The organism is Paenibacillus borealis (assembly GCF_000758665.1).
In the GTDB taxonomy this organism is placed as follows: domain Bacteria; phylum Bacillota; class Bacilli; order Paenibacillales; family Paenibacillaceae; genus Paenibacillus_AQ; species Paenibacillus_AQ borealis.
Genome location: NZ_CP009285.1, coordinates 7677042 through 7698077, shown reverse-complemented (window position 1 = coordinate 7698077; position 21036 = coordinate 7677042). Strand labels below are relative to the sequence as shown.

Sequence of the window (21036 nt, the reverse complement as noted above, 5' to 3'; positions counted from 1 at the left end):
AATAGATAAATGAAATTCATGAACTTACAAGATTAAGCCGACGCTTCTGAAGCGGGTTTTGCCGAAGTGTCTTCAGGAAGCAAGGCTAAGATAACTTTTAGGAGGAACAACTCAGCATGTCCAAAACCGCCAAGATTGTCATCTTGTTCATCATCGTCATTGCTGTCGGCTGGGGGATCGGCAAATATACTACACCGTCCGCATCCCAGGAAGACGGAACTAGTATAAGTACGGGCACAGATCTCGGGGCCGCGCCGGGTGCGGAGCCTGAGACATCGGCTCTGCCCGGAGCTGAGCCGACACCGGCTGTAACAGACGCCCCTGCGGGGGAGAACACAGCGGAAGAAACTGCGGCGCCAACGGACAAGCCGGAGCCCACCAAGAAGCCGGCATCTACCGATAAGCCTGCAGCTACAGCTTCCAATAATAACGGCTCCGGGAACAGCGATGCAGAGATGGTTGCCGCTGAGCCGGAGAGCATTGCGGTGATGGTTAATAAGCAGTACAGACTGCCTGAGAAGTACAAGCCGTCCGATCTGGTCTATCCTGATGTGCCTTTTATCTTCTCGGAGAAGATCGAGAAGCGGATGCTGCGGCGTGAAGCGGCCACGGCTCTGGAGGAGATGTTTGCCGGAGCGAAGAAGGATGGTATCTATCTGGCCGGTGTATCGGGCTACCGTTCCGAAGCGACCCAGAGAAGGCTGTTCAATAACTATGTAGCCAGAGACGGCGAAGAGAAAGCACGTACCTACAGTGCGGTGCCCGGACACAGCGAGCATCAGACAGGTCTGGCCATTGACTTGTCCGGCAGTGACGGCAAATGTGCGGCCGAAAGCTGCTTTGCCGGTACGAAGGAAGCTGAATGGCTTGCGGATCATGCCGCGGAGTACGGATATATTATCCGGTTCCTTGAAGGCAAGCAGGCGATCACCGGCTATATTTATGAGCCTTGGCATGTCCGTTATGTAGGCAAGGAGATTGCCGCGTCCGTATCGGAGAGAGGAATTACCCTCGAAGAGTATTACGATGCCGTTCCGGTATCGAATTAATTACAAATTGATGTACAGCCGGCCCCGTGTTTTGCGGGGTCTTTTTTGTGATGTGCCACTTGGACTGCCTTAAATACAACATTCCCCTCATCCAATCGGCGCAAATCCAAAATTGTTGTAGAAAATGCAGGATTTCACCTTATTCAAGCGGCGTAGCAGGATTATTCTAGTATTTTATACAACAATCCTCCCGGACACTGGGCTATCCATGAATTAAAGTTGCAAAATGTACAACATTAATGTCTGCAGTGCTTAGTGCTTCCTAAGAGTCTCATTCTGCCGGAAGCGGACTGAGAAGCGCTTATTTCTCCATTAATCATCATATTGGCGCCGAAGCGGACTGAGATTCCGTTATCTTATGCATTTTTGCCTGAAATGAGGATCTGGGGACATATAAGCGATTCTGAGTCCGCTTGATCAGCAAATCCGGCCCGCTCTGCCCGAATAAGGGATTCTCAGTCCGCGTCACCAGCAGCTCGGGCCATGAGAGTCCTCACAAGTTCCTGGCTACGCAGGAAAGCGGTTGTGACCACGGAATGATGATCCGGCAACCGCTATCCGCCTGCGGCTCTTCGTTTGGTTCACCCGCCGGACCGCTGGTTAAGTACTGGGAAACTATACTCTATTCATTAGGAGGTGTTCTGAATGTCTGAGCATAATCATGTGGTGAGCAAGGACGGGAGTGTGACGATGCACCGGGTGAATGATGCGCTGGACCGGATTGAGCCGGAGCAGAAGGAATTGATCCTGAACAATTTCGAGGATTTCAAAAGCTATTTGGGAAAGCGCATTCACCTCGCTCAGAAAATCGGGCTCAGCGATGAGCAGCTGGCTGTGGCTGCAGAGAAAATCGCTGATTATCTGGCAGCATATGAGGATCCCCGCAACAGTGAGGAGAAGCTGCTGCTGGAACTGTGGAAGGCCGGAAACAAGGAAGAACGCCACCGGCTGGCGCATATGCTGGTGAAGATGGTGCAGCATTAAGAAGCAGCCAGCGTATTCTTAAATGATGAACACCAGCGGCTTATCAGCTGTACTGCTTCAGCTTAGGCGGTCCCGTGACGGTAACGGGACCGTTTTTTCGTCTGCGCGGAAGGCTTTTGACAAGTAAATGGTTAGGGGATACAATTAATTCAATATATGAGCAATCATTCATATGTATAAAGGAGTGAATTTTTGATGGATACTCTTAATATTTTATCCCTGATTGTATTCTGTATTTTCCTGTCTTCTTACGTGTTAAAGCTTGTGATTCTGTACAGAAAGAACAGCATTAAGGCCAATGTGCTGGCCAAAGGCAAGAAAAGCTCCGGAATTAAACTAACAGAACGGTTTGTTAAAATAACTACGTTCATTTGGGGGGCCACATGGTTCTTTATGTCATTAGCTGAACCTTATATTGTCGAGTTTATCGGCAGGCATTATAATCTTCCGGTTGTTAACTTCGCAGGTGTGGGTATAGTTAGTGTAGGGTGTGCAGTGTTCATTCTCGCTATGACATCAATGCGTACTTCCTGGAGAGTCGGGATAGATAAGTCTGCAACGACTAAGCTTATCACCCGGGGGGTGTATAGATATAGCCGGAACGTAGCTTTTGTCGGCTTTGATCTTATGTTCGCGGGTTTGTATTTGATGTATCCTAATTCCTTGACCCTGATCATTCTGGTGCTTAATGTTCTAGCTATACACCTGTTGATACTGCAGGAAGAGAAACATCTAAGGCTTGTATTCGGAGAGGAATATGATTATTACTGCCGCAAGACTCCAAGATATATTTAAAGCTGAATACCAAATCCACTCATTGGAGCTGCCCTCTATGAAATTAAGCATTCTGGATCAATCGCCAGTGTCTGAAGGGAGCTCCCCTGCAGAGGCACTGGCCCAGACAGCCATGCTGGCCCGCGAAGCAGAGCGTCTCGGATATCACCGCTTCTGGGTAGCAGAGCATCACGCTGCGCCCGGCCTTGCCGGTTCCAGTCCGGAGGTGCTGATGGCTCATCTGGCTGCTGTAACATCGGCTATCCGCATCGGCTCAGGAGCTGTGCTGCTCCCGCATTACAGTGCTTACAAGGTCGCCGAGAACTTCCGCGTCCTGGAGGCCCTGTATCCCGGGCGTATTGATCTGGGGGTGGGCAGAGCAGCAGGCGGCGGTGCTCTGTCCGCCAAGGCGCTGCAGGATAACCGCGTAAATCCTGAAGATGGAGACCGTTATGAGCAGCAGCTGAAGGAGCTTATCGCTTATATGCATGATTCTGAGGCTGTAGAATCTTCGCACCGCTATGCTGGACTGCAGGCTACACCTGCTGTGAGTACAGCGCCGGAAATCTGGCTGCTCGGTTCAAGCAGTGACAGCGCTGCGCTCGCCGCCCGGCTGGGAACCGGTTATGCCTTCGCCCGGTTTATTAATGGGAACGGGGGAGCCGAGGCGGTGCAGGAGTATGTGAACAGCTTCGCTCCATCCATTGGTGCTGCAGATCCACAAGCGCTGGTGGCGGTATTTGCCGTCTGTGCGGAGACCTCAGAGGAAGCGGACCGGCTGGCCGCCAGCATGGATTTGTCGCTGGTGCTGCTGGAGAAAGAGCATCTCTCCACCTTAACCCCTTCCGTAGAAACTGCAATGAATTATACATATACACCGTACGACAGGTTCTCCATCAAGGATAACCGTAGGCGGATGGTCGTGGGCTCGCCCGGAGAAGTGAGGGAGCAATTGCAGGCGCTGGCAGATGAATATCAATGCGGGGAGCTGATGATTTCATCGCATATTCACAGCTTTGAGGATAAGCTGACATCTCTCCAGCTTATTTCGGAAGCCTGCGGGCTGACGCGAAGAGGGTAGCTTTTCTTTTCTAGAAAACCCCTTCAGCTCACCCAAAGCAACGGATATCCCTGCATCTGCCGTAGGCCAATAGAGGCGAAATTCTGTGTTGTCTGATGTTCTGTATGGCCTGAAATTTTGTATCACGCTGCCAATAGGATAGAATATAGAGGAAGGCGCGTGCGCGTAGTCATGCATGGGCTGCATGGACTCTATAAGCCGTTAGACAAATACGAATATACAGCCGAAAGGAAGCGAAGCAGGATGTCGATCTATAGTTTTGCCGGAGTCACACCTTCGGGTACAGAAGTGCCGTTTAAGAACTATGAGGGCAAGGTGCTGCTGATCGCCAATACGGCCAGCAAATGCGGGCTTACCCCGCAATACGGAGATTTGCAGAAGCTGTACGAACAGTACGGAGATCAAGGGCTGGTAGTGCTGGGATTCCCCTGCAACCAGTTTGCCGGCCAGGAGCCGGGTACAAGTGAGGAAGCGGAAGCCTTCTGCCAGATCAATTACGGGGTTACTTTCCCGGTGTTTGCCAAGGTAGATGTTAATGGGCCGGAGGCAAGCCTGCTCTTTCAATATTTGAAGGGCCAGCAGCCGGGTGACGGGGAGAGCAGCGATATCCAGTGGAACTTTACGAAGTTTCTTGTAGACCGCAGCGGCAATGTGGTGGCGCGTGTGGAGCCGAAGGAATCACCGGAGAGCATGAAGGACCTTATCGAATCCCTGCTGAAGTAAATAGGCTTGTCACAAAATAGTCCGCTCCCGGATGGTGGTGCACGTGCACCCTGTCCGGGAGTTTTTTGATATATAAGCAAGCCGCCTCTTCTTGGCTGTAGAGACAGAAGTATCCCTCGTATGAAAATTATCCTTGAATCTTTTCAGAGACCCTGTATCCTTTGAAGAGGAATGTTTCATTCATCTACGGAAATTGCATAAAGGAATACAGGATGCAGGATAATAACGGCAGGAGGGTTTCATAAAGGCATGAGGTTAATAACAGAGGTAGCATCGGCAGCAGGTATCAGTGAAGAGCATCTGGAGTTGTACGGTAAATATAAAAGCAAATTGTCGCCCTCACTGTGGGCAGAGCTGAAGCACAAGCCGGACGGTAAGCTGGTCCTGGTTACGGCAGTTAACCCTACACCGGCGGGTGAAGGCAAAACCTTGACGACCATCGGATTATCCCAGGCGCTGAATGCGGCGGGGATCAAGACGGTAGCAGCACTGCGTGAACCCTCGCTTGGACCTTGCCTTGGCATGAAGGGCGGCGCAACCGGCGGGGGCAAGGCGCAGATTGTTCCGGCGGATGAGATTAATCTGCATTTCACCGGGGATATCCATGCGGTAACCTCCGCGCATAACCTGCTCTCGGCGATGATTGATAATCATATTTTCCAGGGCAACACCTTGAACCTGGACCCGCAGCGGATCGTCTGGAAACGTGTGATGGATATGAATGACCGCAGCCTGCGGAATATTGTGACCGGCCTTGGCGACGGCAACGGGACTGTTCGGGAGAGCGGCTTCCAGATTACAACGGCCTCCGAGATTATGGCTGTGCTGTGCCTGTGCAGCGATCTCTCGGATCTGAAGACGCGGCTGAGCCGGATGCTGGTCGGGTATGATACGCTGGGCCAGCCGGTCACCGCCAAGGACATTGGGGCTGTGGAGGCAATGACTGCACTGCTCAAAGAAGCGGTGAAACCGAATCTGGTGCAGACGCTTGAAGGCACTCCGGTGATTGTGCATGGCGGACCTTTCGCCAATATTGCCCACGGCTGCAGCAGTGTAATCGGAACCCGCTACGCCCTGAAGCTCGGAGACGTGGTGGTGACTGAAGCTGGTTTTGGCGCAGATCTTGGTGCCGAGAAGTTCATGGATATCAAATGCCGCCAGGCTGGCCTGACCCCTTCAGCCGCAGTGCTGGTGGTTACAGTGAAATCACTGAAATATAACGGAGGCGTCCGCAAGGAAGAGCTGTATGCCGGAAACCGGGCAGCGCTGCTCTCCGGATTGTCCAATATGGAGCGCCATATTGAGAATCTGGCTAAATTCGGTGTACCTGTCCTCGTTGCCCTCAATCACTTTGAAGGGGATGCCCCAGCGGAGATCAATGATGTGCTGGAAGCCTGCCGCCGGCTGGGTGTGCCTGCGGCTGTTTCCAAGGTATGGGCCGAGGGAAGCGCAGGCGGACAAGAGCTGGCACAGGAGCTGAAGAAGCTGCTGGACCGGGAAGAATCCGTGAATTTTGCACCGCTATATGAAGACAACCTGGATATCCCGTCCAAAATCAATAAAATCGTCACGGAAATCTACCATGGCGCAGAAGTGGCCTTCTCTCCGGCAGCCAAACGCAGTCTGGCTGTTATCGACAAGCTGGGCTTGCACCAGCTTCAGGTCTGCATGGCCAAAACGCCATATTCCTTCTCGGATCAGCCGCGGCTGCTTGGAGCACCGGAAGGCTTCACCATGGGTGTCCGGGACATCACCCTGTCCCTTGGCGCAGGCTTTGCTGTAGTCATCACGGGGAACATTGTCACGATGCCGGGACTTCCCGCCAAACCGGCGGCTGAAGGACTGATGGTAGATGAGGATGGCGTAATCTCCGGTTTGGAATAAGGAATCTCTGCTGCAAGCAGGCGTCAGCCCGTTTGATGTATAACCTCACTTTTGCGCAGCTTTCTCTGCGGAAGGGTGAGGTTTTTTGGTATATCCGGATGAGCAAACAGACTGCAGCTTCTTGCAGCTTCCTGCTGCTTCCTGTTGCAGACAGACATAATGTCCTGATGAAGGGGAAAACTAAGGCAAGACGAAAGGGAACCTGTGCAGAAAATCGCGGACATTTCCGGAAAAGAGTATGGACTCTATAAAATTTAAATTGTGAACAATGTGAGAAAAATCACAATACTGCTTGCAATGTGATAAATATCACAATATAATCAATGTATAAAGTGAAATTAATCACAAATACAGAGAAACTTGCTTGCAAATTGGAGGAGGAAGAAATCATGAAAGTAGCAGTCATTGGATGTACACACGCCGGAACCGCCGCAATTGTTAATACCGCCCAGCTGTACCCGGATGCCCAGATAACGGTTTATGAGCGCAATGATAACATTTCATTCCTGTCTTGCGGGATTGCGCTTTACGTAGGCGGAGTCGTCAAGGACCCGCAGGGATTGTTCTATTCTTCCCCGGAACAGCTTGCAGCACTGGGTGTGCAGACGAAGATGCGCCATGAAGTGACGAATGTGGATACCGCCCGCCGAACATTGAAGGCCCGCAATCTGACTACAGGCGAGGAATTTGAAGATACGTACGACAAGCTGATTATGACAACAGGCTCATGGCCGATTGTGCCTAAGCTGGAAGGTATAGAGCTCGAGGGGATCCTGCTTTCGAAGAATTATAATCACTCCAACACCATTATTGAACAAGCGCAGAAGGTGAAAAGAATTACGGTGGTCGGAGCCGGATATATCGGTGTTGAGCTGGTTGAAGCTTTTCAGATGAACGGCAAGGAAGTAACACTGATCGATGGTGAAGAACGTATTCTGAGTAAATATCTCGATGAAGAATTCACCGCTCCGATTCAACAATCGCTTGAAGAGCATGGCATCAGGCTTGCGCTTGGTGAGAAGGTCGCAGCATTCGCCGGTGAGAACGGCAAAGTCACTAAGGTTATCACAAGCAAGGGAGAACATGAGACCGATCTGGTGATTCTCTGCATCGGCTTCCGTCCGAATACAGAGCTGCTTAAAGGCCAGGTCGATATGCTTCCGAACGGTGCGATTATGGTCAACGATTATATGCAGACCAGCCTGCCAGATGTCTACGCAGCTGGTGACAGCTGTGCCATTCATTACAATCCGACCGGCAAACATGCCTACATTCCGCTCGCCACGAACGCCGTACGCATGGGTACGCTTGTAGCCCGTAATCTGGTCTCGAACACGATTCCTTACATGGGCACGCAGGGAACATCGGGCATTAAGATTTATGAAGACAATATTGCCGGAACCGGACTTACCGAGGATGCCGCCAAAGCCGAAGGTATGGATGCTGAAAGTGTAATGCTGATTGACAACTACCGTCCGGAGTTTATGCCGACATTCGAGCAGGTTCAGGTAAAAGTAGTATTCGAACGTGCGACCCGCCGCATTCTCGGGGCGCAGATTATGTCCAAGATGGATCTGACGCAGTCGATCAATACCGTATCAGTATGTATTCAGAATAAAATGACCGTGGACCAGCTGGCCTTTATTGATTTCTTCTTCCAGCCGCACTACAACAAGCCTTGGAATTTCCTGAACACTGCGGGACTTCAGGCGCTGCCTAAGACAGTTAAAGAACCTGTACACGTCTAATCCCGTCCGATTTCGCCGGGGCCCGTTAAGGGCCCTTTTTTTGTGGTTTTAGCCATCAATTCCGGCTCCGCATGAGAAAAATATTCCGCAGTCAAAGCTTTTGTGGTAAATTTGACATGTCAGTGAAAACTTTCACTTGGTTTTTCTGAGAGTGATTTTTATCACGTTAATGTGATTGTGATCACGTTACAATGGCATAAAGGAACAAATTTTAAGTAATTAGAAGGGGATAGGAATCATGGCTTATAACAAACCGCAAGGGATCGCCGAGGTTACGGTAGAGAACGGAGTCAAGAAAGCGCACAATCCGCTCAGCACTGTACTTATTCTCGGTTTCCTGGGAGGAGCGTTTATCGCGCTCGGATTTTTGCTGGATATTCGTGTCATTGCGGGTGCGCCTGCCGAGTGGGGGTCCATTGCTAACTTCATCGGAGCTGCAGTATTCCCGGTCGGCCTGGTACTGGTACTGCTTGCCGGAGGCGAGCTGCTGACAGGCAACATGATGGCGGTGCCGCTTGCTTTTATGGCGAAGAAGATTTCGTTCTGGGAAGTCATTAAGAACCTGGTGCTGATTACCCTCAGCAACCTGGCAGGTGCCTTGTTCGTTGCTTATTTCTTCGGTCACGTCGTTGGCCTTACGTCGGACGGTGTGTATCTGGAGAAGCTGGTAAGTATGGCTGAGCACAAGATTGATGCGACCTTCCTGCAGGCCTTCATTTCCGGGATCGGCTGTAACTGGCTCGTTGCGCTGGCGGTATGGCTCTCTTATGGGGCAGATAATTTCAGCGGCAAAATCCTCGGTATCTGGTTCCCGACTATGGCGTTTGTCGCCATCGGCTTCCAGCACGTTGTAGCTAACATGTTCCTTATCCCTGCAGCCATCTTCGAAGGGCATTTCACCTGGGCACAGTATTTCGCCAACTTTGCTCCGGTATGGCTGGGCAATCTTACGGGCGGCGCTATCTTCGTCGCTGCGGCTTATTGGATGGCCTACCTGCGTAAGGAGCCGGCAGCTGTAGCATCCGTTGAAGGAATCTCCGCTGCTGGTGTGAAGAAACACGCTTAAATTATATTCAGCCGGTGATGTCCGGCGTGTTCAATAGTTTGGCCCAAGCACTTCCTGGCTTCTCGACATCCCGTTTTTTGGGAATAGTAGAGGGACAGGAAGTGTTTTTTTGTTAACCCGGACTCTGCCCTGTAATAACTTCAAGACAGAACAAAATTCGCCGTGCATATCCGACTCGGGGGAACGAAATCGGATTCACGGCGAATAAATAGGGAGTGTTTCATATGCACTATTACCCGGGCTTGCGGGGAACGAATCAGTTCATTTTCCACCTATTTTCTTTACGTGCAGAAGCTGCGGTTATAGAATATTAATAGCACTGCAGGCGGGAAGTTATTTGAAAATACGAAGCAGTGAATTCATTGATGTTATGCGATAAAGCGTTAACGCAAGAACTTGCCCTTCCTCCTGTTTTCAGATGATACTGGATGGATTGATGACACCTATGTTACAGGGGATGAAAGACAAGTTATGAGATTTTTGCAGGCCTATCCGAAGGAAGTCAAAGTATTCTTGATTGCCAGTCTCATTAATGCAACCGGCAGCGCGCTGATGTGGCCGCTGGTCACGATGTATGTATTTGATGAGCTGGGACGCAGTATGAAAGATGCGGGAATCGTTCTGCTCGTGCAGTCCCTTGGAGGTATTGCCGGCCAATTGCTGGGCGGATCTTTGTACCACAAGGTAGGGGTGAACCGTCTGATTGTTGGAGCACTGGCCATGAACGCGCTGACCCTGTTTGCTCTTCCATGGGCAAGCGGCAGCTGGAGTATATTCATTATAGTCATGGGCCTGATGGGTTTGTTCAACTCCCTGTCTCTACCGGCTATCCAGGCTTTTATCGGCTTCCGGTTCGCGGAGCAGCGCGGAGAGCTGTTCAATATCATCTATGTCTCGAACAATATCGGGGTAGCACTGGGAACCGCACTGAGCGGATTCCTGGGCAATTATATGCTGAGCTTTGTGCTGAACGGTGTGACTTCTGCGGTATTTGCCGGATTCTTCTTTGTCTATCTGCGCAAGGTGGGTACGGCGCCGCCTCATGAAAAGGCACAGAAAAAACATCCGCAGGGGGAAGCTTCCGGCTGGAAGCTGCTGGGGCATACGCGGATTTATCTGTACATGGCTATCGGTTCGATGTTTCTGCTGATCGGCAACTCGATCTGGAATACCGGAGTCTCGCCGTTTATTATTTCCGAAGGCTGGTCGAAGCAGTTATACGGCTTCCTCTGGACGCTGAATGGCGTGCTGATCTTCGCCGCACAGCCGCTGGTCAGTCTGATCAAGCGCTGGTTCGCGGAGACGCCTTCTTCGCAGATGACGGCCAGCGCAGTATTCTATCTGGGCGGGTATGCTGTTATTCTGTTCATGCCGAGCTATCCGGGCATGCTGCTGGCCATGGTGCTGGCTACACTGGGGGAGATGCTGATCTCTCCGGCCATGCCATCCTTCATTTCGGAGCATGCCCAGCACAGTGCACCCTTCTACCTCGGGCTTAGCGGCGGTATCGGCGCGGTCGGCCGGGTCATCGGCCCCTACCTGATGGGAATCCAATTCGACAGAGGCGGTCTTGCCCCGACAGGCTGGCTGGCCTGCGGAATGGCGGTTCTGTCTGTGGGATTCTTCGCCGTCCATGCCTACATTAACCGTTCAGCCGCGGGAACCCGGCGCAACACTGCATAAACGGTCACACTGTAACTAATCCTTTTATTATCTGCTTAGTAAGGCAAGGGGTGTAAATGCTATGCAACAACTAAACAGAGATTCAGCTTTCACCATCCGTCCCTCTGAAATCAGGGATGCCCGTGAACTGATCATTCTCGATAATATGATCTGGACAGAGAATACGACACCGGGTCCGCTGATGTGGCGCTCCCGGGAGGACTATCTGCTGCATGCGCCGCCAGGCTCCCAGCTTGTAGCCTTGCAGGACGGGGAACTATGCGGGTATGTCGGCTTCGGCTGTCCCAGCGGGATGGAGAGCAACCGCCATGTATGCGAGGTTAATATTGCCGTACATCCGCGCTTCCAGCGCTTGGGTGTAGGCAGCCGGCTGATCGCTGAGATCAAGCATCATGCCGCAGAGAATGGAATCCGTAAGCTGCGCCTGCGTGTGCTCTCCTGCAATACACCGGCACTCTTATTCTACCGCAAATGCGGATTCGAGGAGGAAGGCCGGCTGCGGGAGGAGTTCTATCTGGGCGGACGATATGTAGATGAGGTATTCATGAGCTGCATGCTAAATGGAGGGAATGAAGATGGAAGTCATCTCGCTTAATGTAGGCAAGCCGAAGACGGTCGATTACCGCGGTAAACCGCTGGAAACGGGAATCTACAAGCTGCCGGTTTCCGGTCCGCTCCAGCTTCATGCTGAAGGGTTTGACGGGGACGGGCAAGCGGATCTTGTAAATCACGGGGGCCCCGACAAGGCCGTCTGCGTCTATCCGGTTGAACATTATGCTTACTGGGAAGAGCTGCTCGGCCGGAAGCTGGATTACTCCGCATTCGGTGAGAATATCACGGTAAGCGGACTGCTGGAGACTGAGGTGTGTATCGGCGATGTCTATGAAATTGGCACAGCACTGCTGCAGGTAAGCCAGCCGCGTTTCCCATGCTTCAAGCTCTCGCAGAAGCACGGGCCGGCGGATATGCCTGCCCGGGTACTGTCCACCGGTTACAGCGGATTCTATTTCCGCGTACTGCGTGAAGGGAAGATTGCGGCCGGTGACCGGATTGTTAAGCAGGAGAGCGGAACAGGCAGTTACCCTGTTAAGCAGGTGCTGTACTCGATGGAACACGGGCGTAAGGATAAGACCGGACTAGCGGAGCTGGCCGGGCTGGACAGCCTCACGGCAGGGATCCGGGAGAAATTCAGGGGATGGCTTACGGCTGCGGAGAACTAGGACGGAGTAATAGCATGGAAGACGGTACGCCAGAACCCCCGGGGCTTATGTTACGCCTCCGGGGGTTCTGGCTTATGCTGCTTATAATTGTGCATAATAACGTGATGCCTGATGCTGCTTGCTGTCAACCCAGCAGCTTCCATTCGCTGCGCAGCAGTCCGTAGACAGCGTGGTTCACATAACCTGCGGGCAGCTTCTCCGCCTCGCGGATCACCCCTTCGAAGATAAATCCGAGCCGCTCGGGAATAGCCCTGCTTGCCGTATTACCCGTGGCGCAGCGGATCTCGACACGGTTCAGCTCCAGCTCCAGCAGGGCATAGTCCACGAATACCCGGCAGGCGCTGGTCATGTAGCCGTTGCCTTCATAGCCCTCACCAAGCCAGTAACCGATACCGACCGAGCGGTTATGCCAGTCAATCTCGTGATATCCGATGATCCCGGCGAGCTCCTCCCGGACCCACAGTCCGGCCGTGAAACCGCCGTTGTCGCTGCCCTGCTTCACGGCGTTCTTAATGAAAGTGTTCAGGTGGGCCTGCTCGGCTACGCCGTCCACCCAAGGCAGCCACTGCCTGAGCCGGTGGCGTGAGCGCTCCACCAGGGCGAACATATGGCGGGCATGCTCCGGCATGAGCAGCTTCAGCTTCAGCTCTTCATCAATGACATAATTAAACATGCGGCTGCCCCCTTTAAGGCGTAAGGTATAAGCTTCTGCCCTAGCGTTTTTTCCACTCCAGAGCGTAGATATCTTCCTCCAGAGCCTGCATGCGCTGTGAGGCCAGCGTCCGGCAGTCACTTAGTGCACTGTTGTAGACAGCCGGCCCAAGCTCGTTCAGGAAGAACTCCAGCAGGTTATCTGCTGCCAGGTGGCCAATCGTTTCCCCGCGTTCAGCTTCGAAGTAGGCGCGGATATTCTCAGTGATCAATTCCCGCTGCTCTTTGGGCAGTTTGATCGGTTTCATGGGTACCCTCCTCTAGTCAGTAATCTTATATTTCACATGCTACTCTATCGCCGGGAGGGAAGTCAAAGGTGCAGTTTTATCACTGTGAGGCCTTCGGGCGCCCTTAGTTTCACCGGAACGGACACTTGGTACATCAGGGACAGGAATGCCGTCTCTGCTTAACTTTTATTGAACATTCCCTGCTTAACGGGTATATTAATAGGAAACATGTTGATACAAGGAAGTAGTAATATTACAGAACGAAAGGTTGATCATTGTGGAGAACCAGGGTACACCCTCCAATTTCATTAAGAACGTCATTACCGAAGATCTCCGCTCAGGCAAGGTTAAGGAAGTGGTCACCCGCTTTCCGCCGGAGCCGAACGGTTATTTACATATCGGACATGCCAAGGCGATCTGGATTAACTTTACACTGGCTGATGAATTCGGCGGCAAGACCCATTTGAGATTCGATGATACCAATCCGGTCAAGGAAGACACGGAATATGTGAACTCCATTCAGGAAGATGTGAAGTGGCTCGGATACGAATGGGAAGAGCTGCGTTTCGCCTCGGATTATTTCGGGGAGATGTATGAACGGGCCGAGCTGCTGATCAAGAAGGGCAAAGCTTATGTCGATGATCTCACGGCAGAGCAGATCCGTGAATTCCGGGGAACGCTGACGGAACCGGGACAGAACAGTCCTTACCGTGAACGGGGTATCGATGAGAACCTGGACTTGTTCCACCGCATGCGGGCAGGTGAATTCAAGGACGGCGAGAAGGTGCTTCGCGCTAAGATCGATATGTCCTCACCGAATATCAATTTGCGCGACCCGGTTATTTACCGCATCTCGCACTCCCATCATCACAACACAGGCGATGAATGGTGCATTTATCCGATGTATACCTTCGCGCATCCGCTCGAAGATGCTATTGAGCACGTTACCCATTCCCTCTGCTCGCTGGAGTTCGAGGATCAGCGCCCGTTCTATGATTGGGTTGTAGCAGAATGTGAGATGCCGGCTGCACCGCATCAATATGAATTCGGACGCCTCAATCTGGCCCAGACCGTTACCAGTAAGCGCAAGCTGAAGCTGCTGGTTGATGAAGGCCATGTAGACGGCTGGGATGATCCCCGCATGCCGACCATTTCGGGACTGCGCCGCCGCGGCTATACCCCGGAAGCGATCCGCAGCTTCGTACATGAGACCGGCATTTCCAAGAGCCAGGGGCTGGTGGACCTGCAGATGCTAGAGCATTTCATCCGTGAAGACCTCAAGCTGACGGTACCCCGGACCATGGCTGTATTGCGGCCGCTGAAGGTAGTTATTACGAATTATCCTGAAGGCGAAACCGAGTATTTCGAAATTGAGAACAATGTGGAGAACCCGGAGATGGGCAACCGCCAGATTCCGTTCTCCCGTGAAATCTATATTGAACGCGATGACTTCATGGAGAATCCGCCGAATAAGTATTTCCGCCTGTTCCCCGGCAATGAGGTACGGCTCAAGAATGCTTATTTCATCAAATGCAACGAGTTCATCAAGGATGAGAACGGCGAAGTGGTTGAACTGCACTGCACCTATGATCCTGAAACGAAGAGCGGCAGCGGATTTACCGGACGCAAGGTCAAGGGAACGCTGCACTGGGTAGATGCCAGCCAGGCGGTACCGGCGGAATTCCGCCTCTATGAGCCGCTGATCTCCGCCGAAGAGGCTGAGACCGAAGCGGAAATCGAAGGTCTGGAAGCTTCTGAGGGCAAGCCGGAGCCTACGTTCCTGGATCAGCTTAACCCGAAATCGATCGAGATTATCCAGGGCTTCGTTGAACCGGGCCTGAAGGACAGTGTGCCACAGGATAAGTTCCAGTTCTTCCGCCATGGTTACTTTAATGTAGACAGCAAATATTCTTCACCGGAGCATCTGGTATTCAATCTGGTGGTTTCCCTGAAGAGCTCTTTCCAGCCCAAACAAGGCTAATATATCTCCATGAATTGCAACAGGCTTGGCCTCCCGTCCGGGAAGCCAAGCCTGTTTGCTGTATGCTATGAATCGAACGGTCCAGCCCATATGGATTCTTATACTACCGCTGCTCCTCTGCAGCTTCATCTTCGGGATCAGCCGGGGGGCGGTAGCCGCCGCGGATGAAGAAGAGCCACATCAGGCCGAAGCCGATGGTGCCGAACAGGGCGAGGAGCGCACCGGATTGATACATCGTCTGGACTCCGAGGTTCTGATACATCCAGCCGCCCAGGATACCGCCCAGGATGCCTGATATTCCGCTCCACGTAAGCGTGTAGAGTGCTTGTCCCGAGGAACGGTAAGCCTTTGGAACAAGCAGCATAGTAAGCTGGGTGCCGACATAGAAGAAACCGCCAAAGGTAATGCAATGCAGCACCTGAATGAAGGCAACCTGTAGTGGAGTTGTTGCATCGGCCATCATCCACCAGCGCAGGAAGAACAGGGCGCTGACAAACGTGAGGGAGGCCAGCAGTACAGAAATTTTGCGTTTCAGGATGAAATTGCACAAGAGCAGCACTACCATCTCCAGAATGGAAGAGAGGAACACAGCGAGACCGATCATGGTCTTGCTTCCCCCCAGCTCTGTGATGTACAGTGACACAAAGGTGTTGTTCATCGTATTCGGGATAGAAACCAGAATGCCGAAGAGGATGAAGCACAGGAAGAACGGATTATAGAAGATCTGGCGCAGCCCCTTGAACGGCAAGGGGGCAATGCCGATCGAATGATCAAGCTTCGGCATAGCGATCAGCGCAATCATCGCTGCGCATAGCAAGGCCGCAAAGAGATAGGACAGCACGGAAATCCCAGCCCATTCGATCACGGGTCCGGCCAGAATGGCAGTAAACGCCCAGCCTAACGATCCCCAGAGCCGGTATGAGCCGAACCGCTGGCTGGTACCGTCGATATAGCTGAGGATCATGGTATTACTCTGGGCGAACAGCGGCCCCTGGAAGAAGTAGAAGAACAGAATGGAAATATATATCATCTCGTATGTATTCGCCTGAAAGACCAGCTGGGACAAGACCAGCGTGCCGGTCAGCATGACCAGGACAATCCGCCGGATATTCTGATAACGGTCACTCCAGATGCCCCAGAAGGGATTGGCAATAATAGATACGAGCGCACCTACTGACATCAGGCTCCCGATCTCCAGTTTATTCATTCCCATCTCCTGAAGATATAGGGGAAAGAAGCTGGTGAAGAGGACGACCGTTCCATATACGAAGAAGTTGAACCATTTAAGAGAGGTGAAAGACAGCTGCTTATTGAGGTTCTCCCGCAAACTTTGCACTCCTTTCCCGCCAGATGCCTTGAATCCTTAGAACGGCAGAAGTTGCCGCTTCTATCACTGTAACATTTGTTGAAAAGGGATACAAACCAACTTTTATAGGGAACTACAAATCAATGGTAAAGATTCTGGCAAAGATGAAGAAAGCTGGCCTGAATCCGTCCGGACCAGATCAGGCTATCGTTTAACTTCAGTTTACAAAGCACAGTTATTCTAGGGTTGAAGGCGGAAGCGGACATTAGCTGCAACTGACAACTATCCGCCGGAAAAGGGGATTAACCATGAAGAACACTCAAGCACCGCAGAAGCAGGGGGCGGCAATGAAGCCATTCCTGAAGCTGCTGCACGAAACCAAACCATCCTACATGCTGCTGGCGCTGGCCCTTGGCCTCAGCATGATTTCGACCCTTGTGGGTCTCGTTATCCCCATGTTCACGAAGAATCTGGTCGACGGTTTCTCACTGGCCTCCGTCAGCAGGCTGCAGATTGCCGGGATTGCCGGAGCTTTCATTGCACAGACCATTGCCGGCGGGGTCTCGATTTATCTGCTGAATGCCGTCGGGCAAAAGGTTGTCGCCGGACTGCGTGACCGGCTGTGGCGCAAATTCCTTGTGCTGCCTGTGTCCTACTACAATGAGAACCGGACTGGCGAAAGCGTCAGCCGGATGACCAATGACACGGGGATTCTCAAGACGCTGATCTCGGAGCATCTGGCCAGCCTCTTTACCGGCGTGATCTCCATTGTCGGCTCAATCTCTGTGCTGCTCTTCCTGAACTGGAAGATGACGCTCGTGTTGTTCACGGTCCTCCCGCTGTCGGCGCTGATTCTGGTGCCGCTGGGCCGGCAGATGTACAAAATATCGAAAGGCACACAAGATGAGACAGCCTCCTTCACTGCTACACTTAGCGGTGTATTGTCTGAAATCCGGCTGGTCAAATCCTCCGGAGCCGAGCAGAAGGAATATGAGGCCGGACGCAGCGGAATTATGAATCTGCTGTCCTTCGGCATTCGTGAGGGTAAAATCAGCGCGATGATCAGCCCGCTGGTCTCCTTCGTCTTCATGATGCTGCTAGTGGTGATTATCGGCTATGGCGGAATGCAGGTGTCCTCGGGGGTTCTGACCGCCGGTGAGCTGGTGGCCTTCATTCTGTATCTGATCCAGATTATTATGCCGCTGACGCAGCTGACGCAATTCTTCACCCAGCTCCAGAAAGCTAAAGGAGCCTCGGAACGGATTATTGAGACGCTTGCGGCAGAGGAAGAGGTATATGAGGGTGTAGAAGAGGCTACCGGCGAGGAAGGCCCAATCGATGTGGAAGACCTCAGTTTCGGATACAAAACGGGCGAGAAGGTGCTGAACAAGGTAAGCTTCACGATGCTGCCGGGCCAGGTGACAGCGATTGTCGGACCAAGCGGCGGCGGTAAAACGACCTTGTTCTCGCTGCTGGAACGGTTCTATGAGCCCCAGAGCGGAGTCATCCGGATGAACGGCAAGCCGGTGTCGATGTTCTCCCTGAAATCCTGGCGTAAGCGGATCGGTTATGTCTCGCAGGAAAGTCCGCTGCTGGCCGGAACGATTGCCGAGAATCTCGGGTATGGACTGGACCGCGAGATCAGCAAGGAAGAGCTGCAGGCAGCTGCGGCTATGGCTTACGCAGACGGCTTCATTGCGGAGCTTCCGGACGGATACAATACAGATGTCGGCGAACGCGGAGTGAAGCTGTCGGGCGGGCAGCGGCAGCGGATTGCCATCGCCAGAGCGCTGCTGCGCGATCCGAAGATCCTTATGCTCGACGAGGCAACCTCCAGTCTGGATAGTCAGTCGGAGGCTGTGGTACAGAAGGCGCTGGGCAATCTGATGCAGGGCCGGACGACAATTGTTATTGCCCATAGACTGGCTACGGTGGTAAATGCGGATCAGATTATTTTCATGGAGAAGGGCCGGATTACCGGGAAGGGGACACATGAAGAGCTGCTGCGGGATCATGAGCTGTACCGTGAATTTGCTGAGCAGCAGCTGCAGATGAATACGCCGGAGCTTCCGGGCACCGTTATAGAGGAGGGGGCTAGAGGCTATGGCCAAAATACTGGTAGTGGACGACGATCCGCATATCCGCGAATTGGTGGGAGTCTTTCTGAGAGCTGAAGGCCTGGAAGAGGTCCTGAGTGCCTCCGATGGTCTGGAGGCGCTGCATCTGCTGGAAGAGACCAGCGCTGATCTGGCGATTATTGATGTCATGATGCCGAATATGGACGGCTGGGAGCTGTGCCGGGAGCTGCGCAAGCACTATGACTTCCCGATCCTGATGCTGACGGCCAAAGGGGAAACCTCGCAGATTGTGAAAGGCTTCGAGCTCGGCACAGATGACTATCTGGTTAAGCCGTTTGAGCCGCCTGTCCTGGTTGCCAGAGTGAAGGCGCTGCTGAAGCGGTATCAGATCTCTGCGGCCCAGAGCGTAACGGTCGGGAACCTGCGGATGAACCGCAGAACCTATGAGACCCTGTCCGACCATGGCGAGATTACCCTGCCGCTTAAAGAATTTGAACTGCTGTTCAAGCTGGCCAGCTATCCGGGGCAGACGCTGACACGCGACCGGCTGATTGAAGAGATCTGGGGTTATGACTTTGAAGGCAATGAGCGGACGCTGGATGTGCATGTAGGCCGTCTGCGCGAGCGCTTTCCCCGTGAGAAATTCGGATTCTCGATCCGTACGATCCGCGGCCTTGGCTATCGGCTGGAGGGGGGAGTATGATGAGCAGGATCAGCAAACTCTGGAAGAAGATTAATGTGATTGTGCCTATATTCGGCATATTGACGATGCTCTTTATCTCCTGGAACGGAAGCTATTTCGGATCAAGGCTGCTGGTCCGCCATTTCGGCTGGTCTTTCTCTGAATACGGGTATCACTTGTTTGTGATGACATTGCAGATTATTATCTTTTTCATTGTGGCAGGCACCATAGCGTTCGCTACCCGGGGACAGGATCGGAGATTCTATATGCCAATCCTGACGGCCATGCGGCAGATTTCCCAGGGGAATTTCAAGATTGAACTGGAGAACAGCAAACAGTACCGGCAGTTTGGCGGTATTGTTGAGGGGATTAACGAAATGGCTAACGAGCTTAGCCGGATGGAGACGTTGCGCCAGGATTTCATCTCGAACGTATCGCATGAGATCCAGTCGCCGCTGACCTCGATCCGGGGGTTTGCCGCTGCGCTGCAGAATGACAGCCTGAGCCCGGAGAGCCGCAGGCATTATCTGAATATCATTGAAGCGGAGAGCCGCCGCCTGTCCGGCCTGAGTGACAATCTGCTGAAGCTGTCGGCGCTGGAGGCAGAGAGCTTCCCGTTCGAGCGGAAGCCCTACCGGCTGGATAAGCAGCTGCAAGAGATGATCCTGGCTTCTGAGCCGCAGTGGCTCGGCAAGGATATTGAGGTAGAGGCAGAGCTTGCGGAAACCACTGTGGTTGCGGTAAAAGACTTGCTGAGTCAGGTATGGACTAACCTGCTGCATAACAGCATCAAATTCACCCCGCAGGACGGGCGGATTACCGTCTCTTTGCGCATCATAGAGGAGTGGATTGAGGTAGAGGTTAGAGACAGCGGCATCGGCATTGCCGAAGAGGAGCTGGAGCGGATCTTCGAACGGTTCTATAAAGTGGATAAATCCAGAAGCGTCAGCAGCGGCGGGGGGAGCGGACTGGGGCTGCCGCTGGTGAAGAAAATCGTCGAGCTTCACGAAGGCAGCATACATGTAACAAGCCGTCCCGGTGAGGGGACGGCTTCAATCGTGCGTTTACCTCTGCAAGTCAGATAAATCCGCCATTAACGCGGAGGGTCTGGCCGGTAATCCAGCCGGAGCCTTCTCCGGCCAGGAAGCTGACCACGCCGGCAATATCCTCCGGCTGGCCCAGGCGTCCGAAGGCATTGCCCTTCTTCAGTCCTTCCAGCACGGCTTCGGATTTGCCCTCCAGGAACAATTCTGTGGCAACAGGTCCCGGAGCTACGGCATTGATGGTGATTCCTTTGCTGCCGAATTCCTTGGCAAGCTGGCGGGTGAATTGTTCAACCGCACCTTTGGTGCCGGCATAAATGCTGTAGGCCGGGAACATCTGTCCGTTGACGGAAGTGGAGAAGTTAATGATACGCCCGCCCTGCTCCAGGTGATAGAAGGCCTGCTGGCAGGAGAAGTAGGTGCCTTTAACGTTGATGGCGAACTGCTTGTCGAATTGCTCCTCAGTAGCTTCTCCGATCAGGGAATTCATCATAATCCCCGCATTGTTGACCACGATATCGATCTTCCCGTAGAGCGCCTTGGTATCCTTGAACAGCTGTTCAATTTGGGCCGGCTTGCTGATGTCTGCCTGCAGGGCTGCCGCTGTTCCGCCGCCCGCCTGGATGGCCTGCACTACCTCATCCGCCTGGGCGGGACTGCTCGAATAGTTGATGATGACAGAAGCTCCCTGCTCCGCCAGCCGCTCAGCAACACTCCGCCCGATTCCTCTTGATGATCCGGTAACAATAGCTACCTTGCCTTGCAATGGTTGTGTCATTATTAGTTCCTCCTTGAA

At 52.8% G+C, this 21036-nt stretch carries 19 protein-coding genes; 15 read left to right on the top strand and 4 right to left on the bottom strand.

Annotation, left to right across the window (positions count from 1 at the left end):
* The first annotated feature begins 116 nt into the window (after positions 1 to 116).
* From PBOR_RS32745 to PBOR_RS32690, 11 genes are all read left to right on the top strand, one after another.
* A complete protein-coding gene (locus PBOR_RS32745) occupies positions 117 to 1049 on the top strand; it encodes a M15 family metallopeptidase (protein ID WP_042218183.1) in 933 nt (310 codons plus the stop codon).
* Positions 1050 to 1694: 645 nt separating this feature from the next.
* Positions 1695 to 2033, top strand: coding sequence for a DUF3243 domain-containing protein (locus PBOR_RS32735; RefSeq protein ID WP_042218179.1), 339 nt, complete (start codon positions 1695 to 1697; stop codon positions 2031 to 2033).
* Between the two features lie 195 nt (positions 2034 to 2228).
* Positions 2229 to 2828 (top strand): methyltransferase family protein, encoded by a 600-nt coding sequence (locus PBOR_RS32730; protein WP_042218177.1) that lies wholly within the window; start codon positions 2229 to 2231, stop codon positions 2826 to 2828.
* 37 nt (positions 2829 to 2865) lie between these two features.
* Positions 2866 to 3888, top strand: a complete 1023-nt coding sequence (locus tag PBOR_RS32725; RefSeq protein WP_042218176.1) for an LLM class flavin-dependent oxidoreductase — start codon at positions 2866 to 2868, stop codon at positions 3886 to 3888.
* Between the two features lie 243 nt (positions 3889 to 4131).
* Positions 4132 to 4611 carry a glutathione peroxidase gene (locus PBOR_RS32720; RefSeq protein ID WP_042218174.1) on the top strand — a complete coding sequence of 160 codons (480 nt, stop codon included), beginning with the start codon at positions 4132 to 4134 and terminating at the stop codon, positions 4609 to 4611.
* 249 nt (positions 4612 to 4860) lie between these two features.
* A complete protein-coding gene (locus PBOR_RS32715) occupies positions 4861 to 6495 on the top strand; it encodes a formate--tetrahydrofolate ligase (RefSeq protein ID WP_042218173.1) in 1635 nt (544 codons plus the stop codon).
* 389 nt (positions 6496 to 6884) lie between these two features.
* Positions 6885 to 8243, top strand: a complete 1359-nt coding sequence (locus tag PBOR_RS32710) for an FAD-dependent oxidoreductase (RefSeq protein ID WP_042218171.1) — start codon at positions 6885 to 6887, stop codon at positions 8241 to 8243.
* A gap of 238 nt (positions 8244 to 8481) precedes the next feature.
* Positions 8482 to 9309 carry a formate/nitrite transporter family protein gene (locus PBOR_RS32705; RefSeq protein ID WP_042218169.1) on the top strand — a complete coding sequence of 276 codons (828 nt, stop codon included), beginning with the start codon at positions 8482 to 8484 and terminating at the stop codon, positions 9307 to 9309.
* Between the two features lie 471 nt (positions 9310 to 9780).
* The gene (locus PBOR_RS32700) at positions 9781 to 10992 is read left to right on the top strand and encodes an MFS transporter (RefSeq protein WP_042218168.1); all 1212 of its coding nucleotides are present in this window, start codon (positions 9781 to 9783) and stop codon (positions 10990 to 10992) included.
* Between the two features lie 61 nt (positions 10993 to 11053).
* Entirely contained in the window at positions 11054 to 11587 is a 534-nt protein-coding gene (locus PBOR_RS32695) for a GNAT family N-acetyltransferase (protein ID WP_042218166.1), read from the top strand.
* Positions 11562 to 12212, top strand: a complete 651-nt coding sequence (locus PBOR_RS32690; RefSeq protein ID WP_042218164.1) for an MOSC domain-containing protein — start codon at positions 11562 to 11564, stop codon at positions 12210 to 12212. Before PBOR_RS32695 ends, PBOR_RS32690 begins: the two co-directional genes overlap by 26 nt.
* Before the next feature lie 124 nt (positions 12213 to 12336).
* On the opposite strand, the gene PBOR_RS32685 is transcribed toward PBOR_RS32690, so the two are convergent.
* Together PBOR_RS32685 and PBOR_RS32680 are read right to left on the bottom strand one after the other, a co-directional pair.
* The gene (locus PBOR_RS32685; RefSeq protein WP_042218163.1) at positions 12337 to 12885 is read right to left on the bottom strand and encodes a GNAT family N-acetyltransferase; all 549 of its coding nucleotides are present in this window, start codon (positions 12883 to 12885) and stop codon (positions 12337 to 12339) included.
* Between the two features lie 40 nt (positions 12886 to 12925).
* A complete protein-coding gene (locus tag PBOR_RS32680) occupies positions 12926 to 13171 on the bottom strand; it encodes a DUF2164 domain-containing protein (RefSeq protein ID WP_042218162.1) in 246 nt (81 codons plus the stop codon).
* A gap of 256 nt (positions 13172 to 13427) precedes the next feature.
* Between PBOR_RS32680 and PBOR_RS32675 the strand changes: the two genes are divergently transcribed.
* Complete coding sequence (locus PBOR_RS32675) at positions 13428 to 15131, top strand: glutamine--tRNA ligase/YqeY domain fusion protein (protein WP_042220189.1); 1704 nt, start codon at positions 13428 to 13430, stop codon at positions 15129 to 15131.
* Positions 15132 to 15234: 103 nt separating this feature from the next.
* On the opposite strand, the gene PBOR_RS32670 is transcribed toward PBOR_RS32675, so the two are convergent.
* Positions 15235 to 16458, bottom strand: a complete 1224-nt coding sequence (locus tag PBOR_RS32670) for an MFS transporter (RefSeq protein WP_042218160.1) — start codon at positions 16456 to 16458, stop codon at positions 15235 to 15237.
* Positions 16459 to 16745: 287 nt separating this feature from the next.
* Between PBOR_RS32670 and PBOR_RS32665 the strand changes: the two genes are divergently transcribed.
* Genes PBOR_RS32665 through PBOR_RS32655 form a run of 3 tightly spaced genes read left to right on the top strand, consistent with a single transcriptional unit; the run spans position 16746 to position 20282 of the window.
* Positions 16746 to 18611: an ABC transporter ATP-binding protein gene (locus PBOR_RS32665; protein ID WP_042218158.1), complete on the top strand. Its 1866-nt coding sequence runs from the start codon at positions 16746 to 16748 to the stop codon at positions 18609 to 18611.
* Positions 18541 to 19218 carry a response regulator transcription factor gene (locus tag PBOR_RS32660; RefSeq protein WP_042218156.1) on the top strand — a complete coding sequence of 226 codons (678 nt, stop codon included), beginning with the start codon at positions 18541 to 18543 and terminating at the stop codon, positions 19216 to 19218. The genes PBOR_RS32665 and PBOR_RS32660 overlap by 71 nt, the downstream gene beginning before the upstream one ends.
* On the top strand, positions 19215 to 20282 hold the full coding sequence (locus PBOR_RS32655; RefSeq protein WP_245647967.1) for a sensor histidine kinase: 1068 nt from the start codon (positions 19215 to 19217) through the stop codon (positions 20280 to 20282). Before PBOR_RS32660 ends, PBOR_RS32655 begins: the two co-directional genes overlap by 4 nt.
* On the opposite strand, the gene PBOR_RS32650 is transcribed toward PBOR_RS32655, so the two are convergent.
* Positions 20275 to 21018 carry an SDR family oxidoreductase gene (locus PBOR_RS32650; protein WP_042218154.1) on the bottom strand — a complete coding sequence of 248 codons (744 nt, stop codon included), beginning with the start codon at positions 21016 to 21018 and terminating at the stop codon, positions 20275 to 20277. The genes PBOR_RS32655 and PBOR_RS32650 overlap by 8 nt on opposite strands.
* Positions 21019 to 21036: the final 18 nt, after the last annotated feature.